The following is a 16,127-nucleotide window of genomic DNA, read 5'->3' on the forward strand; positions in this document are numbered from 1 at the left end:
TAAGCGAAGCTATGCCGCAGGCTTTACGCTACGCTATCGCTACCGCTTCGCTAACACTATCGCGGACTCGCTAACGCTACGCTAACGTCATTTGTAATTGATTATTCTCCGCATCTGCGTGTCTCCCCGTCTCCGCGTCGATCAAAACGCAAAATATTAAAAATCTACACTTGTCAGCCTCCCCCTGTCCCTTTTACCAAACTTAGGCAAAAAGTTGATTATTTTCATCCTCTAGATGGATACTTATATTACATATATGTTAGAGATTAATAAATATCAAGTTATACTTCTTGGGATAGAGGTTTAATTAATTAATGCTATCAATATTTTTTGTGTTTACTAAAAATTTTAATCATAAGAAATCCTCAAGACAAATTTTTCATTCACTAAAAATTTTTAATAGATAAAGTAATTATTTTCGTTTACAGAATAATTATAAATTTTTTGTAAAATTATCATTATTTTTTGATGAATATTTCTAGTTTCTGTCAATACCTTTGACTAGATGTAGGAGAATTTTTAAATAAATAAATAACAGTGCATGAAAAAAACAGTGAGTAACTGTCACTTATTAGCTAAGCTTCTCTATCAGAGAGTTTTTTATTTCTCTCTATCTGCTGATGAGAATATAGCTAATTTTAGGCTAATGTAAGAAGTAGATTTACACTTATACCTGACCTTGACTGCTCTTAGGTTCCAATTCATGAAAGAAGGTTCAACCTATTTTTAGTAATTAAGACTTAACTACCTTACTTTGAAGGTTGACCTATAAACCTGTATTGTAGAGTTCACTCAAGTCCTCAAAATAAGAACCATTAGAAAAATCAGATGTGCTTTCCTGCGATCATTACTTAAGGGCGAATGGTCTTAACCAACACTATTGTCACATCAGACTTAAGGAAAGTTAGTCCAATTATTGAGGTCAAATGTAGTGAGTATTACTGGTTTTAGGTGCTTTACCAGTTACTGCTGTTCATTGTGGAACTTAACAGCAAAATTTTTGCGTATCTTGTCGGGTTGCTAACTACTGCTTGCAAGTGTAAAAGGGATTAGGTAAGAGCAAAGGAAAAATTATATTTACTGATGGAATTTGCTCTGACCTTTGCCAGTACGCATTTCCAAAGCTGTGGGAGGAACGCCGCTTTGGCGAAGTGTAGCGAAGCGCCACCTTTGGTATGGCGTGGAACTTTGATGCTCGTTTGCTGTTAGCGTCTCCGATAACAGAGGATTCGCCCTTCGTCGCGCGATCGCCGTGACCAATTGAACTAACCAACGATGCCTAATTAATTCTGCAACTGTGAATCTTAAGTTATTAAGATTTAGCGATAGTTGCAATGGAAACATTTATCCACATTTTACAGTTGACGGCAACTGGTAAAAATTATGTCACATTATTCCGGTCAAGACATAGCTTTTGAGAATCTCGATTCACAAGAAGGCAAGTTTTTAACGTCTTTTCAGCGGAAGGCGCTGCTCAAAAACTTGCAAGCGAATTTACAGCCAGAATATCGTCGGCGGATTGAAATTATGTTGCTGGCTGACATAGGTAAATCTCAAACCCAAATCTGTGAAATTTTAGGTTGTTCTCAGGAGATGGCACGATACTGGATTGGTATAGCAGAAGCGGGTATGGGGCATAAATGGAACGAGCGACCAATAGGCAGACCCAAAACAGTAAATGATCGATATATTGAGCGTTTAAAAGAATTGGTCAGCCATAGTCCACGCGATTATGGCTATGCATTTAGTCATTGGACAGCTCAATGGTTAAGTAAACACTTAGCGACTGAATTCGCTATTGAAATTAGCGATCGCCATATTAACCGCTTGCTCAAACAAATGGGACTTTCTACCAAGCGTAAAAACATTAATCAACCAGAACCTGACCAAACTCAGGATGCGGGGATTACCATCGGCGATTTGCAATCTAATTCCGAACCTAGTCTGCATTGGTCATTCAATCTGATTCAGACCAATAGTTAGATTAACTAATTCGTAATTCGTAATTCATCATTTTGGGGTTTAATTCCCCTTTGTTCATACATGACCTTGTCTCAAACAGTCTTTAATTACGAATTACGAATTTATCAACTACGAATTAGACTTCACACTGTCTTGGAGGTAAGAAAATGCCATCAGCGTTTTCCCAGCAACAGTTAACTGAATATCTCACTCAAGTTTTGGGTGAGTCTTTGTCAAAGGAGGATCTCGATAAATGTTTTAGAGGGCTGGAGATTATCGAACCACCAGTAGCAAAGCAGTTTTGGCAAGCATCTACAGCCACGCCCGGAATTTATATTGTTCTGAGCGGTAAAGTCAGACTACTGGATAGTTCTAATGACTTGATCACCACCCTATCATCTGGGGGATCATTTGGTGAGATGACTCTATTCCCAGAAGAGGAATTTAGTCCTTATGTTGCTAGAGCTTCTGTAAACTTAAAGCTTTGCTATCTCAACCAAGAAGTGCTGCTAGATGTAATTGATGCATCTGGCACTGTTCGCGTTAGCGAAGCTCCTCCTTTGGAGGCTCGCCTTTTAGCCAGCGCTCAACTTTGGGATTTACTGCTGTTATGTTGCCACAATTCTCTAATTCCGCGTAATGGCTCTACAGAAGAGATGTTCAAGGCGTTATCTCTGTTTGAGCGGCGTAATTTGGCGAGTGGTTCTTTAAATACCAAAATTACCAGAGATATTAAGCTTTGGTTGTTAAGACAGGGAGAGTTGCTACACTCTGATGGGCGAAGAGTAACACCTGGTAACATCTATATCAATCCCCAACAGGGAAGTTGGCAAGTCACAAAACCAACGATCGCTTATAGTTTGAAAAATGCTGATTGGCAAACAGCACTACAACACTGGCCGCAGTTAGCCGAGTTAATCGACTTCCAAGAACGGCAACAAGAGCCAGGAACTAGGCAAGAAGACGCGGAAAATTTTTTGAGTGCATCACTGCTATCTTCACGCTCCCCGATTCCTAATGTCCAAGCCCAGCCGGAGCCGAAAAATAGACAAAAGATCCAAAAAGCTTACTTTCCTAACCCAACGGTGAGGGTGTGGCATTTGTGGGGACGCTTGACGAAGAGATATCCATTCTTTGAACAACAAAGCGCCTCGGACTGTGGAGCTGCTTGTTTGGTGATGATTAGTCGCTATTGGGGTAAGCGCTTTAGTGTTAACCACCTGCGGGAAATTGCCAACGTCGGCCGGAGTGGGGCATCGTTGCGGGGTTTAACTGCTGCGGCTGAGAGCGTTGGCTTTGCTACCCGTCCTGTGAGAGCCAGCCTGGATAAATTAGCACAGCAATCTCTACCGGCGATCGCGCATTGGGAAGGTAAACACTACATCGTTGTTTATGAGATCACTAAGCAGCGAGTAATTGTTGGTGATCCTGCGATCGGTCAACGCACTTTAACTCATGCTGAATTCAAAGCGGGTTGGACTGGTTATGCACTGTTATTAAAACCTACAGCTTTACTAAAGGAAACCCAAGAAGCAATTACACCATTCTGGCAGTTTTTTGATTTAATTAAACCACACGCGCAAGTACTGCTAGAAGTTTTTGTTGCTTCAGTTTTGATTCAGTTGTTTGGGCTAATTACACCCCTATTTACTCAGTTACTATTAGACAGAGTAATTGTTCAAGGTAGTACCTTGACATTAAACGCTGTAGGTATAGGATTAATCCTTTTTGGATTATTCCGTGTTGGGATTAATGGATTGCGACAATATCTATTAGATCACACAGCCAACCGTATTAGTGTAGCGTTGTTAGTAGGTTTTATTAAACATACCTTTCGTTTACCTTTAGCATTTTTTGAATCGCGTTATGTTGGTGATATTGTCTCTCGTGTTCAAGAAAATCAAAAAATTCAGCGGTTTTTAACAGGAGAAGCACTATCGATCATTTTAGATTTGCTGACAGTATTTATTTATGTAGGGTTGATGTTTTGGTATAGCTGGCAAATGGCATTACTCAGCTTAGCGATTGTACCGCCTTTTGTGATCCTCGCCCTTGTTGCTACACCTTTCTTACGCCGCATCAGCCGTGAAGTTTTTAATGCCTCAGCTAAAGAGAACAGCTATCTAATTCAAGCCCTCACGGGTATTCGCTCAGTTCGTTCTATGGCAATTGAGCAAACAGTACGTTGGCATTGGGAAGAACTACTAAACAATGTCATCAGAAAAACCTTTAGTGGGCAGATAATTAGTAATCAGCTACAAGTTTTCAGTTCTGCTATTGAATCACTAGTTACGACAGGGTTACTATGGTTTGGGGCATATTTAGTCATCCAAAACCAATTAACAATCGGGCAATTAGTTGCCTTCAATATGTTGCTTGGCAACATTATTCGACCTTTCCAGCGACTTGTAGTTTTGTGGAACCAATTGCAAGAAGTTATCATTTCTACAGAGCGGATTAATGATGTTTTAGAAGCCGAACCAGAAGAAGATTTACAACATCAATCCCGTCAGTCATTACTGAGTTTACAAGGTAACATTCGCTTTGAAAATGTGACCTTTCGCTATCATCCCGAAAGCGATATTAATGTCCTAGAAAATCTCAGTTTTGAAATTAAGCCTGGTCAAACCGTTGCGGTTGTAGGGCGTAGCGGTTCTGGTAAAACTACTTTGTCCAAATTGATTTTGGGTCTATATCTAGCGACAGATGGAAAAGTGTTGATTGATGCCCAAGATGTGACTAGTGTCTACCTGCGATCGCTCCGTTCTCAGATGGGTGTTGTAGACCAAGACACCTTTTTGTTTGGTGGAACGATTCGCGAAAATATCAGCATTGCTCATCCAGAAGCCACCCTAGAAGAGATTATCGAAGCGGCACGGCTAGCAGGGGCAGATGACTTTATTCGGCAAATGCCATTGGGCTATGAAACCCAAATTGGTGAAGGTGGAGGCATGTTATCTGGTGGGCAACGTCAACGCTTAGCCATCGCTCGTGCTTTGCTAGGAAATCCCCCATTCTTAATTTTAGATGAAGCAACTAGTCACCTAGATGCCGAATCTGAGCGAATTATTCAAAATAACCTCAAAAAAATTCTGCAAGGACGCACAAGCTTGATCATTGCTCATCGCCTTTCCACCGTGCGTCACGCTGACTTGATTTTAGTCTTAGATCGTGGCGTACTCATCGAAAGCGGTACTCACGATCAGCTAATCGCGCAAAAAGGTCATTATTTCTATCTCAACCAGCAACAGCTCGCTCAAACAGCGTAAGAGAGGCTGGGGATTGGGGACTGGGGACTGGGGACTGGGGACTGGGTAATTATCTTTCTCCCTCATCTCCCTCATCTCCCTCATCTCCCTCATCTCCCTACTCCCCATTCCCTACTCCCCACTCCCTACTCCTACTTAAACCCATGTCAAACCAATCTCACAGTTCATCATACGCTCTCGCCTCACCTAAGCAGGATGAATCTCTCCTGTTTGAGAATGTGAGTGCTGATATCTATCCGCGCACTAAAACGGCAGTTGAGTCTAATGATTGGTATTACGGTACCGAAGAACTTTTAGATGCTTTACCAAAGGTCTGGACGCGCTCTGTATTATATTTTTTGGTATGCTTTGCCGCGATCGTTTTACCTTGGGCGATGCTAGCTCAAGTTGATGAAACAGGAAGTGCTAGAGGACGTGTAGAACCTAAAGGCGCTACCCAAAGACTAGATAGTCCAGTTACTAGCAGTGTCACCACAGTTAGTGTCAAAGAAGGCGCAGATGTCAAAGCCGGACAGGTTTTAGTAGAACTAGAATCTGATGTTTTGCAAGCAGAACTCCAACAAACGCAGACAAAACTAGAAGGGTTAAAAACTCGGCTATCACAATTAGAGTTGCTTAAAAACCAAATTATCCTGACGAACAACATTCAAGGGCAACAAAACCAATCTCAAGAATTGGAAAAAATGGCCCAAGTTAGTCAAGCACAGCAAAACCTTGACGCTAAACAGAGTAGCTACAACTTACAAAAACTGGAAAAACTAGCCTTAGTAGAACAAGCTAGACAAAGTATTAATTCCAGCCAAATTGCCCAAAAATTAGCCAAAAGTCGTTTAAGCAGAGATGCATCAGAAGTAGGACGTTATCAGCAACTTTTACAACAGGGTGCGATCGCTCAAATTAAAGTTGTAGAGTTGGAAAAGACAGCAGAAGAAAGCCAACGTCTACAAGAACAAGCGAGTTCTGATTTTACACAAGCTCAATTACGCTTGCAAGAGGAATTAAACCGCTATCAAGCAACTATGACTCAAGCACGAGCCGATATAGAACAAGCAAAACTTCGCTTACAAGAACAGCGAAGCAGCTATCAAAGCGTTGTGCAGGCTGGTAAACTGGCAGTGCTGAAAAATCAGGAACAGCTTAAAGACATACAAACACAAATTACTAATCTGCAATCAGAGATTGCTCAAACTGGTAGCCAAATTACAGCCTTCAAACTCCAATTACAACAGCGAGTAGTGCGATCGCCTATTGATGGTACTATTTTCGAGCTACCTATTCAAAAACCTGGCTCAGTCGTCGAACCAGGGCAATTAATTGCTCAAATCGCACCTAAAGGCGCTTCTTTGATTGTAAAAGCACAGATGCCCAGCGAACACAGTGGATTTTTGAAGGTAGGAATGCCAGTCAAACTCAAATTTGATGCTTATCCTTTCCAAGACTACGGAGTAGTGCAAGGACGCGTCAGTTGGATTGCGCCTAACTCCAAAGTTCAACAAAATAGCCAAGGCAACATCGAAACTTACGAGTTAGATATTACCTTAGATCAACCCTACATCCAAGCCGCTAACAAACGCGTTTCTTTAACCCCTGGACAAACAGCAACCGCAGAAGTAATTATCCGTCAGCGTCGGGTAGTAGACTTCATCTTAGATCCGTTTAAAAAATTGCAAAGTGGTGGCTTAGAACTTTAGTGATCAATCAAAAAAGCGAACACTTTGACTTCGCTCAGTACATCGCAGGTAACAGGAAACAGGGAACAGTTTTTCCTATTTTCGTCTATTCAGAAATAATAACACCATGAATATTAGTAGTAGGGATTTAGCATTGCTAAACCCCTACAAAAAACTTATTATTTTTTGTTGTCTATTTCAGCAAATGCAAAAAAGCAAATAGGGATTTTATTTCCTATTTCTCGTATTTCTCTCTGCGACTCTGCGGCTCTGCGTGAGCTTTTCAACCATATTAAACACCGCATCAGTTTATCTAAAAAATCTATTCTCATGACATACTTTTTGTCTAATAAAAACAATTAAGATTGCGTTTGTTGCATACAACAAAGGTATATAATTAAAAAGTTAGGAAAAGGTGACAAACTCTCTTAAACAAGAGTAGTAATTTGGAGGAATTGATGATGCCGGAATTATTAACTGTTTCTCCTGAAGATATTCTTTATCATGTTAAACTTTCTTGTCAAATTCCGAGTGTTGCAGAAGCGATCGCTACTCGGCAATTTATTCTAAATGAGATAGAAAAAGCAGGAATTGAAATCAGTATAGAAGAACTGCAACAAGCAGCAGATAGCTTACGTTTAGCCAACAAACTCATCAAAGCAGAAGATACTTGGACATGGTTAGAAAAATATCATCTTTCGCTAGATGATTTTGAATTAATAGCCCAAATTAACCTGATGTCTGCTAAGTTAGCAAATCACTTATTTGCAGATAAAGTTGAACCATTTTTTTATGCACACCAACTAGATTATATGGGAGCAGTCACCTATGAAGTTATATTAGATGATGAAGACTTAGGTTTAGAACTATTTTATGCCTTACAAGAAGGCGAAATCAGTTTCCAACAAATTGCTCGTCAATACATCCAAAATGCAGAAACCAGACGTGCTGGAGGATATCAAGGCATCCGTTTTCGTAGCGATTTCAGACCAGAGATAGCAGCAGCAGTCTTTGCTGCAAATCCACCACAGATTCTGAAACCAATCACTACACAAAAAGGAGTACATATAATAGCAGTTGAAGAAATTATTAAACCTCAATTAGACGAATCGCGACGCCTAAAAATTATTGGAGACTTGTTTGCTGATTGGTTAAAGCAACAAGTTACCAATATAGAAATAGTGGTAAAAGTTACAGAGGATGCTACTTCTCAATCGTCTAAAGATATTCTGAAGCCAGCCTAATCAAGTTCGTAGTAAGAACTTTATTTATGATTTTCTAAACACTAAAGTGCTTACTACAAACCATTAAATAATTCGTAATTCGTAATGACGCTCCTTCGTTGCTACCGCTGCGCTAACGTAATTCGTAATTCGTAATTAAAATTAGCTAGATTTAGCGCTCATTTTATCTAATAAAAGACTAATTTTCTGAGCTTTTTCAGGTTGGCGCTGTTTTTGCAGTAAATCCTTAGCTTGTAACAGATTGACTTGGGCTTCTTTTTGTCGTTCTTGCTGCATTAAAACATTTGCTAAACGCAAATATGCATCAGGATTTTTGGGACTGCGGCGAATTACTTCTTGAAATAATTCTGTTGCTGCTTCTACTTTGCCTTGCTGGTATAAGACATCTCCCAATAGCAAGCGAACCACATCATTAGTGGAGTTAAGCGAGATAACTTTGTGAAAAACTATCTCTGCACCTGCGTAATCTTTTGCTTGATAGAGATTGACTCCTTTTTGAAACAAATCAGAGGTAATTAAGGTTTTCCAAGCGAAATAGCCGAGAATTGCCAAACTAAAAACGACTACGATCGCAGCAATAACAGAACTGAGAGAAAAGGTTTCTAGCATGGTTTTAAGCTAAAAAGCAGGCGAGAGGAAAAATCAGATATTCGATAAAAAACAGTTTCCAAATGAATTGGTAGAACTGAGCGATCGCACTTTTATCTTCTAAGTCTACCGCCAAACTCCGAAACCACATCCCTACCAGCAATAATAAATGGCTAATGATCAAAAATACAGGGTTAATCGAAGCAACACGTAGCAAACCGACTATAATCATTCCCAGATAGCAAACAGTGATTACCCAAAGAGCAAGATTAAATACAGCTTGTGGGCCGAGTTGGATAGTAAAAGTAGAGATATTGTACAAGCGATCGCCTTCCATATCGGGGATATCTTTAAAGATAGCGATCGCAAAAGTAAATACCAAAATAAACAAAGTTAATATCCACACCACCAACGGGATTGATTGGCTTTGTTGCAACACCCAACTAAAGTGGAAATACAACCCTAAATTAACAATTGTGCCCCGCACAGAAAAAATACATAGTGCAGCCCAAAATGGAAACTGCTTCAAGCGAATCGGTGGTAAAGAATAAGCCGTACCAATCGTCAAACTAATAGCCACCATCCCCAACAAAAATGGGCCACATAGCCAAGCTATAACTAAAGCTAATATGCCAGTAATTACTACAATCAATAACCCTGTTTTGCGGGAAAATTCTCCCGATGCCAAAGGTAAATGAGGTTTATTAATCTTGTCAATTTCAATATCTTCTAATTGATTTAACCCCACAATGTAGACATTGCCGCATAAACAAGCAATCCACGTTCCCAAAACAGGAAATAGGGAATTAGGAAGAGATAGTAGATAATCATAACTATGATTAATAGCTACAGCAATAAAATACAAACTCAGCACACTCAAAGTAGTACCAATAATTGTGTGCGGACGAGAAAACTTCCAAAAAGCATAAAACCAATGGAAATATGATTGAACAGATTTACGTGAGAAAGGGGTATTTTGAGAACTTTGGCTCATGAGTAGCTTAGATAACTATTCCGGCTTACTTCTAATCATTGTCATAGAAAATGTTCGTAGTTGCGCTTTAGCGCTAAATAAACTTTAAAATCTCTCCCAACATTCAAAGCTTGCCACGCCAGAATATCATGTCCGCCTGAAAACGATATAGACTGACGCGGGGACACGGGGACGCGGGGACGCGGGGACACGGGGACACGGAGAGATTTTAACGATAAGCCCTACCGCAGTGCGTTACGCTGGCACTGTTCCCTGTTCCCTTTTTGCGAAAATACCAATCCGCATAACTGTAATTGCTCCATACCTGGAGGTTACGGTTGAAATTAATACCGAGCAACCTCCATCTCGTTTGAAACAGATAGGGAACAGGGAACAGGGAATAGTTGCTGAGCGAAGTCGAAGCATTAACCAGCTCTGAGAGACTCGACATCAAGCTTTAACTTCTCTCCTAGCCATAAGGAATTGTCCATGTGATCTGCCACATCGTCACCTGTCAAAGGATGGATAAGAATATCCAATCCTTCACGATGCAGCATTAACCAGGGGACAACTTTACCAAATTGTTCGCTTGAAAACGTCACTTGGTACATCGGTTGTGGATGGGGCCCAATGGGCTGATGATGCCAGTGTCCGAGTTGAACATCAAACCTTGCACCCAATCCTTCACGTACCCTTGAAGCTGCGTCAAAACTTACTGAACTGAAGTAAACATGTGCATGAAAAACAATGATTTTAATAGATTCTTCCGTCAATTTAGCATTACCTCTATGTGCCGAATACTAGCTCTTAACACCAGATAACCGCCATATTTTCCACAAACAGCTAGAAATCCAATTTGTAGTTATGTGAGCGAGAATCGGCACTAATAAGTTACCACTGAGCAAAGTGCTATATCCCAGGATTACGCCGATGATTGTTGCCCAAATTACATAAGGCCATTGTTGAGAACCACTGAGGTGCAAGATGCCAAAACAAAGGCTGGATAGAATCACAGCTACATCATCAGAACCCAAAGCAGGCAACATCACACCTCGAAATAATAATTCTTCACTTAAACCAGGCAACATCACACCTCGAAATAATAATTCTTCACTTAAACCAGGTAATAATCCCAGCCAAATTAAGTCTGGTAAAGCCAGTGGCTTTAGTACTATTTCTAGGTAGTAATCTGCACTTTTGCGGTAAGGAGGGGACAAGCGATAAGCTACACCACTCAAAGCAGTAATGATGAATCCTAACCCTATGCCCCACAGCAGCGCTTTTTGATCCCAACGCCAGGAAAATAAGGGAAAGTTACCAAAGTATAACGACAATTTAGCGACTATCAAAAAAATTATGGCAGTCGCTCCCATCGCCCCAAGTACTTGGAAGCGTGTTAGATATGGCATTTCTGGGTCTTGCTTTTTTTGTTCAACCACGGGTTTTGGAGGAATGGGGACTGGGGAGCCAGTCGCGTGCGGAGGCGTCCTCCGTTGAGCGAACTGGCGTGACTGGGGAAGACGCAAAGACGCAGGGACGCGGAGAATCACAAATGACAATTCCCAATTCCCAATGACTAAGATAATAATTTGGGACTGAGGGCAGAGGGATTGATGCCTGCTTTGTGTGCTACCAAGACACCTATTGCTTCCAAATATGAGTCTACCTGCATGGATTTGATCCCCAACGCTGGGGCAGTAACTTGTAACTGAGTTTTATTTTCTTCTACTGTAATTATTAGACATTGCTTTTGGCTTAAACTCAGTAAAGCACTGCTACCACAGGCGCTGGCAGGCACAATCACCGCATCTACTTGATCTACCCAAATATCTTCTTGTAGAGATGTGAATAATTGTTTCTCTATAAGAAATTTTGGTGCGCGACTCAAGCCGACAAGGACACTTGGTAAAAAAGTATAGCCTAATTCTTCGGCTGCGGAACGAGGAGATAAATTAGGATCTGGGGGCGCTGGAGAAAGTGCAGGAGCATGGGCGCAGGGAATTTGGAAGTTTCGCACTATTAAATGGCTAATTACGGCTTCTGCGCCTGCTAAGGGATCGACACCTTTTCCGAGGCGATAATTTTGTACTGCTGCTTCATCTATATCATCGGGGAAGCGGGCAACAACTGCGATCGCCTCTGCCCCCTCTTTCTCAATTAAAATCTCAGCAGCCCGCAACAAGCTATCTGGGTTGCCAATTGTTCCCCAACTCGCTCCCGATGTTGACATACGTAGTTCTACGTCTAATAGGGCATCGGTAGTTACATATTTAGTTATGGTCAAACCGAGAGTTGCTTGAGCCGCATCGGCTGCCTGCAAGTGTCGCAGCCGTAACTCTGGCTCAATACCTTTGTCTAAAAGTAAACCTACTTTGTTGCTGCGAACGGGGCGTAAACCCCAATATCCAGCGGCAAATTTATCAAGCCCGTAGCCTTCAACGTAGAAGGAGTTGGGGATATTCCAATATAAACTTGCACCATTGAGGACATTGGGGTGAGTAATCAGGCGATCGCATACCTGTGCTATGACTCTTGCCACTGGTAAAGCATCCCCAGCATAACCGCCAATAGCAGCTCCAATACCAGTTGGTACAATTAAGATAGCAGTGTATGGATGTTGATTCACAAATTTCTTGATTCTAGATATTAGTCAAAAGTCAAGAACAAATGACCCTATGGGTGACGCTCCTACGTCGCTAGCGCTGCGAAGATCGCTAAATGACAATTGACAAATAACTAATGACTATTTTTTAGTCACAACAGCTTCAACAGCAGCCTTTTGTTGTTCAATATCAACTGAGGTAATCGCCCAACGTAAAGGTTCACCCTGCTTTTTCAGTTCTGCCTCGATTGCTTTTTCTAACTCGGTAGGAGTTGCTTGCAGGTCAATTTCTGCGGTAATAAAATGAGTTGTCATTGTAGTCAATCCTATTTGTTTGCTAACTAGAAAAAGGGAGTAGGGAGTGGGGAGTGGGGAGTAGGGAAAGATACATTTTTTATATTTGGTTGTGGGACTTTTCCGTGGGTAACTGTTTTGAAAATAGCTGAAATTATCTATCAGTTATCAACAATTGCCTTTTATACTGATTATTAGTCTTTACCAAATTGCAATTGATACACAATTTCTTCTTTCTCAGTTGCAATTTTTAAATCAGAAAGTGGTTTAGCTACACAAAGCAATACATATCCTTGCTTTTGCAGTTCTGGACTCACACCCATGCCATCAGCCTGATCTACATTTCCCTCAGTTATTTGACCAGCACAAGTGGTGCAAACACCTGCATGACAAGAACTTGGCAAATCTAAACCAGCAGCATCTGCAACTGATAAAATCGTTTCGTTTTCCGGAACTTGCAAAGTATGAATTTTGCCTTGGTGATGAATTTCTACTGTGTAGGTTTTAGACATATACAATTATGAACGTGACGCAGCCAACAGGTGAAATATATTATCTGATAAATAGACACACAAACAAGTTAAAACATGAGAAAAGAGAATTATTTGCAAACAGCATTTATTGGCAAAAATGGCTATACAGTGATAATTATAAGTCCTTGCCAGACAAAAAACTTAAAGTAGGATTGGGGAATTGGGAATTGAGAATTGTCACTCGTCATTTATTATTGATTATTCTCCGCGTCCCCGCGTCCCCGCGTCTCCCTCATCCCCCTCATCTCCCCAATCCCCAGTCCCCAACAAGATATTTGGAGTTCAGAATGCTGGAATTATATCGTCAACACGTCACCCAAAGAGCAGCACTAGGGATTCCTCCCTTGCCTTTGGATGCAAAACAAACATCAGAGTTGTGTGAATTATTGAAACACCCGCCAGAGGGTGAGGAAGATGTATTATTGCATTTATTGCGCGATCGCATTCCCCCTGGTGTTGATGCTGCTGCTTATGTCAAAGCCGGATTTCTAACCGCCATTGCCAAGGAGGAAGTTACCAGCTCCTTAATTTCGCCCATCGAAGCGGTAGAATTGCTGGGGACTATGGTTGGCGGTTACAATGTGCAAGCTTTAATCGATTTATTGCAATTTCCCACCGTATCCGTATCGGCGTCCTCCGAAACACCCTTGGTGATGGGTGGACAAGGTAAAGAACCAATTGCAGCATACGCCGCCACCGCTTTAAGTAAAATCTTGCTGGTGTACGATGCTTTTCACGACGTTTTAGAACTATCGAAAACTAATCCTTTCGCCAAGCGGGTAATTGACTCTTGGGCAGAGGCTGAATGGTTTACTAGTCGCGCAACAGTACCAGAAGCCATCACCGTCACCGTTTTTAAAGTGTCTGGTGAAACTAACACCGACGATTTATCCCCCGCCACCCACGCCACAACTCGTCCCGATATTCCCTTACACGCCCTGGCAATGCTAGAGTCACGGCAACCAGGAAGCTTAGAAACTATTGCCAAGTTAAAGCAGCAAGGACATCCTGTTGCTTACGTAGGTAATGTGGTTGGCACAGGTTCCTCCCGGAAATCTGCCATCAACTCAGTACTGTGGCATATGGGAAATGACATACCTTTTGTACCAAACAAACGCGCCGGGGGGTATATTTTAGGTAGTGCGATCGCGCCGATCTTTTTCAACACCGCTGAAGATGCCGGTGCTTTGCCTATCCAGTGTGATGTTACTAAGTTAGAAACGGGCATGGTGATTACCATCCATCCCTACAAAGGCGAAATCACCAACGCTGCTGGCGAAGTCATTTCCACCTTTACCCTCAAACCCGACACCATTCTCGACGAAGTCCGCGCCGGCGGACGTATCCCCCTACTGATTGGGCGTACCCTCACCGACAAAACTCGGCAAGCACTCGACTTAGAACCCAGTACCGTCTTCATCCGTCCCCAACAACCAACTGATACAGGCAAAGGCTACACCCTAGCGCAGAAAATTGTCGGCAAAGCCTGCGGATTATCCGGTGTACGTCCCGGTACATCCTGTGAGCCAATCATGACTACCGTTGGTTCCCAAGATACCACAGGCCCCATGACCCGCGACGAATTAAAAGAACTCGCCTGTCTAGGTTTCAGTGCAGACTTAGTAATGCAAAGCTTCTGTCATACCGCTGCATATCCCAAACCAGTTGATATCAAAACTCATCACGAACTTCCAGACTTTTTCGCCCAACGTGGCGGCGTCGCCCTCCGTCCCGGTGATGGCATCATTCACTCTTGGCTGAACCGGATGCTGTTACCCGACACCGTGGGAACTGGTGGCGACTCTCACACACGTTTCCCCTTGGGTATTTCCTTCCCCGCTGGTTCTGGCTTAGTCGCATTTGCCGCAGCTTTAGGTGTCATGCCTTTAGATATGCCGGAGTCAGTTTTGGTACGTTTCAAAGGTGAATTACAACCCGGTATCACCTTGCGAGATATTGTTAACGCCATTCCATATGTTGCCATCCAAAAAGGATTGCTAACAGTAGAGAAGCAAAATAAGAAAAACATCTTCTCTGGACGGATTATGGAAATTGAAGGTTTGCCAGACTTAAAAGTAGAACAAGCCTTTGAACTCACCGACGCTTCCGCAGAACGTTCTTGTGCCGGCTGTACAATTAAGCTTAGTCAAGAAACAATTGCTGAATATCTGCGTTCTAACATTGCACTGTTAAAAAATATGATCGCACGGGGCTATCACGATGAGCGTACTATGCTACGACGAATTGCCAAAATGGAGGCATGGTTAGCAAATCCCGTATTATTAGCAGCCGATGCAGATGCCGAGTATGCCGAAATCATTGAAATTGATTTGAACACAATTAAAGAACCAATTGTTGCAGCTCCCAATGACCCCGATAATGTGAAATTGTTATCGGAAGTTGCAAATGATCCAGTGCAAGAAGTATTCGTTGGTTCTTGCATGACAAATATCGGTCATTATCGCGCCACAGCTCAAGTTTTGGAAGGTGCAGGAGAGGTGAAAACTCGCCTATGGATAGCACCACCAACACGCATGGATGAACATCAATTGAAAGAAGAAGGTGTGTACAGCGTTTTTGGGGCGGCAGGTGCTAGGACAGAAATGCCAGGATGCAGTTTGTGTATGGGAAATCAGGCGCGAGTTGCTGATGGCACAACAGTATTTTCTACCTCTACCCGCAACTTTAATAATCGCATGGGTAAAGATGCACGGGTATATCTTGGTTCAGCTGAATTAGCCGCAGTTTGTGCGCTGTTGGGTAGGATTCCCACAGTGCAAGAATATTTAGATATTGTGGCGAAGAAGATTAATCCTTTTGCTGATGATTTATATCAGTATTTGAACTTCGATCAAATCGCTGGTTTTGAAGATGAAGGACGAGTGATTACTAAGGAGGAACAAGCTTTATTGGTATAGTTTAATTCTGGTGGGTGTTGACCCACCAGATGTTTATTATTAGGGGGATTTTTTCAAAACTCACTTTTAGCTTA

General features: G+C 41.9%; 13 protein-coding genes. 5 read left to right on the forward strand and 8 right to left on the reverse strand.

Annotated elements, in window-relative coordinates; genetic code table 11:
- Positions 1 to 1,077: 1,077 nt before the first annotated feature.
- Positions 1,078 to 1,344, reverse strand: a complete 267-nt coding sequence (locus AC5JMF_RS08360) for a hypothetical protein (RefSeq protein ID WP_495795239.1) — start codon at positions 1,342 to 1,344, stop codon at positions 1,078 to 1,080.
- A gap of 39 nt (positions 1,345 to 1,383) precedes the next feature.
- On the opposite strand from AC5JMF_RS08360, the gene AC5JMF_RS08365 reads away from it, so the two are divergent.
- The 4 genes from AC5JMF_RS08365 (at position 1,384) to AC5JMF_RS08380 (ending at position 8,145) form a co-directional block, all read left to right on the forward strand.
- A complete protein-coding gene (locus tag AC5JMF_RS08365) occupies positions 1,384 to 1,983 on the forward strand; it encodes a helix-turn-helix domain-containing protein (protein ID WP_495795240.1) in 600 nt (199 codons plus the stop codon).
- A gap of 146 nt (positions 1,984 to 2,129) precedes the next feature.
- The gene (locus AC5JMF_RS08370; protein ID WP_495795241.1) at positions 2,130 to 5,231 is read left to right on the forward strand and encodes an ABC transporter transmembrane domain-containing protein; all 3,102 of its coding nucleotides are present in this window, start codon (positions 2,130 to 2,132) and stop codon (positions 5,229 to 5,231) included.
- Between the two features lie 143 nt (positions 5,232 to 5,374).
- Positions 5,375 to 6,922: a beta-barrel domain-containing protein gene (locus tag AC5JMF_RS08375; RefSeq protein ID WP_495795242.1), complete on the forward strand. Its 1,548-nt coding sequence runs from the start codon at positions 5,375 to 5,377 to the stop codon at positions 6,920 to 6,922.
- 440 nt (positions 6,923 to 7,362) lie between these two features.
- Positions 7,363 to 8,145, forward strand: coding sequence for a peptidylprolyl isomerase (locus AC5JMF_RS08380; protein ID WP_495795243.1), 783 nt, complete (start codon positions 7,363 to 7,365; stop codon positions 8,143 to 8,145).
- Positions 8,146 to 8,286: 141 nt separating this feature from the next.
- Here AC5JMF_RS08380 and AC5JMF_RS08385 read toward each other — a convergent pair whose 3' ends face one another.
- The 7 genes from AC5JMF_RS08385 to AC5JMF_RS08415 form a co-directional block, all read right to left on the reverse strand.
- Positions 8,287 to 8,754 (reverse strand): tetratricopeptide repeat protein, encoded by a 468-nt coding sequence (locus tag AC5JMF_RS08385; RefSeq protein WP_495795244.1) that lies wholly within the window; start codon positions 8,752 to 8,754, stop codon positions 8,287 to 8,289.
- 4 nt (positions 8,755 to 8,758) lie between these two features.
- On the reverse strand, positions 8,759 to 9,727 hold the full coding sequence (locus AC5JMF_RS08390; protein ID WP_495795245.1) for a homogentisate phytyltransferase: 969 nt from the start codon (positions 9,725 to 9,727) through the stop codon (positions 8,759 to 8,761).
- Between the two features lie 404 nt (positions 9,728 to 10,131).
- Positions 10,132 to 10,479, reverse strand: coding sequence for a DOPA 4,5-dioxygenase family protein (locus AC5JMF_RS08395; RefSeq protein WP_495795246.1), 348 nt, complete (start codon positions 10,477 to 10,479; stop codon positions 10,132 to 10,134).
- Between the two features lie 27 nt (positions 10,480 to 10,506).
- Entirely contained in the window at positions 10,507 to 11,145 is a 639-nt protein-coding gene (locus tag AC5JMF_RS08400; RefSeq protein ID WP_495795247.1) for a CPBP family intramembrane glutamic endopeptidase, read from the reverse strand.
- 137 nt (positions 11,146 to 11,282) lie between these two features.
- Positions 11,283 to 12,332 carry a DUF3326 domain-containing protein gene (locus AC5JMF_RS08405; protein WP_495795248.1) on the reverse strand — a complete coding sequence of 350 codons (1,050 nt, stop codon included), beginning with the start codon at positions 12,330 to 12,332 and terminating at the stop codon, positions 11,283 to 11,285.
- A gap of 117 nt (positions 12,333 to 12,449) precedes the next feature.
- The gene (locus tag AC5JMF_RS08410) at positions 12,450 to 12,623 is read right to left on the reverse strand and encodes a DUF8621 family protein (protein ID WP_495795249.1); all 174 of its coding nucleotides are present in this window, start codon (positions 12,621 to 12,623) and stop codon (positions 12,450 to 12,452) included.
- A 173-nt stretch (positions 12,624 to 12,796) separates the two neighbouring features.
- On the reverse strand, positions 12,797 to 13,114 hold the full coding sequence (locus tag AC5JMF_RS08415) for a 2Fe-2S iron-sulfur cluster-binding protein (protein WP_495795250.1): 318 nt from the start codon (positions 13,112 to 13,114) through the stop codon (positions 12,797 to 12,799).
- 308 nt (positions 13,115 to 13,422) lie between these two features.
- Between AC5JMF_RS08415 and acnB the strand changes: the two genes are divergently transcribed.
- Positions 13,423 to 16,053, forward strand: a complete 2,631-nt coding sequence (acnB, locus tag AC5JMF_RS08420; RefSeq protein ID WP_495795251.1) for a bifunctional aconitate hydratase 2/2-methylisocitrate dehydratase — start codon at positions 13,423 to 13,425, stop codon at positions 16,051 to 16,053.
- Positions 16,054 to 16,127: the final 74 nt, after the last annotated feature.

The sequence above is a fragment of the Desmonostoc vinosum genome (genome assembly GCF_059505385.1).

What these genes read in the sequence shown, in the direction of transcription:
- AC5JMF_RS08360 (WP_495795239.1), bottom strand. Translation starts at nt 1,344, where the DNA reads ATGTTTCCATTGCAACTATCGCTAAATCTTAATAACTTAAGATTCACA.
- AC5JMF_RS08365 (WP_495795240.1), top strand. Translation starts at nt 1,384, where the DNA reads ATGTCACATTATTCCGGTCAAGACATAGCTTTTGAGAATCTCGATTCA.
- AC5JMF_RS08370 (WP_495795241.1), top strand. Translation starts at nt 2,130, where the DNA reads ATGCCATCAGCGTTTTCCCAGCAACAGTTAACTGAATATCTCACTCAA.
- AC5JMF_RS08375 (WP_495795242.1), top strand. Translation starts at nt 5,375, where the DNA reads ATGTCAAACCAATCTCACAGTTCATCATACGCTCTCGCCTCACCTAAG.
- AC5JMF_RS08380 (WP_495795243.1), top strand. Translation starts at nt 7,363, where the DNA reads ATGCCGGAATTATTAACTGTTTCTCCTGAAGATATTCTTTATCATGTT.
- AC5JMF_RS08385 (WP_495795244.1), bottom strand. Translation starts at nt 8,754, where the DNA reads ATGCTAGAAACCTTTTCTCTCAGTTCTGTTATTGCTGCGATCGTAGTC.
- AC5JMF_RS08390 (WP_495795245.1), bottom strand. Translation starts at nt 9,727, where the DNA reads ATGAGCCAAAGTTCTCAAAATACCCCTTTCTCACGTAAATCTGTTCAA.
- AC5JMF_RS08410 (WP_495795249.1), bottom strand. Translation starts at nt 12,623, where the DNA reads ATGACAACTCATTTTATTACCGCAGAAATTGACCTGCAAGCAACTCCT.
- AC5JMF_RS08415 (WP_495795250.1), bottom strand. Translation starts at nt 13,114, where the DNA reads ATGTCTAAAACCTACACAGTAGAAATTCATCACCAAGGCAAAATTCAT.
- acnB (WP_495795251.1), top strand. Translation starts at nt 13,423, where the DNA reads ATGCTGGAATTATATCGTCAACACGTCACCCAAAGAGCAGCACTAGGG.